The organism is Streptococcus sp. HMSC064H09, from assembly GCF_001812625.1.
Lineage (GTDB): Bacteria > Bacillota > Bacilli > Lactobacillales > Streptococcaceae > Streptococcus.
Map to the genome: position 1 here is coordinate 1,121 of NZ_KV809562.1, position 573 is coordinate 1,693.

The window sequence follows — 573 nt, forward strand, 5'->3', positions numbered from 1 at the left end:
TTACCTTAACTGGAACTTCATCTTTAGAGCCATCAGGGTATGTCACAATTACTGTCGCATCTTTTTCGCCTGGTGTTGTTGTGTCTACCGGTGTCTTGTACTCGAACTTAGTGCCTTCTGGTAGATCACCAACGTTGCCAATAGAGTCTTTGGCATTTGGTTGATCGCCTGGTTTTACCGTTTGATCTTTAGCCACAGGTGTGTTCTTATCCGCATCCGTACGTGGGTCAACTACAGTTACCTTAACTGGTACTTCATCCTTAGAACCGTCTGGATAAGTGACAACAACTGTTGCGTCTTTGTCACCTGCAGTTGTTGTATCAACTGGTGTCTTGTACTCAAATGTTGTGCCATTTGGTAGGTCTGAGACGTTACCAATTGAACCTTTAGCATCTGGTGTTTCGCCCATGTTAACAGTTTGATCCTTAGGCGTTGGCGTGTTCTTATCCGCATCCGTACGTGAATCTACGACTGTTACCTTAACTGGGACTTCGTCTTTAGAACCATCTGGGTATGTCACGACAACTGTTGCATCTTTCTCACCTGCAGTTGTTGTATCTACTGGTGTCTTGT

At 44.7% G+C, this 573-nt stretch carries 1 protein-coding gene; it reads right to left on the reverse strand.

What is annotated here, in order from left to right; all coding sequences use genetic code 11:
• Positions 1–573, reverse strand: a 573-nt coding sequence (locus HMPREF2867_RS02560) for a Rib/alpha-like domain-containing protein (protein WP_256263053.1), incomplete at both ends; no start/stop codon positions are given.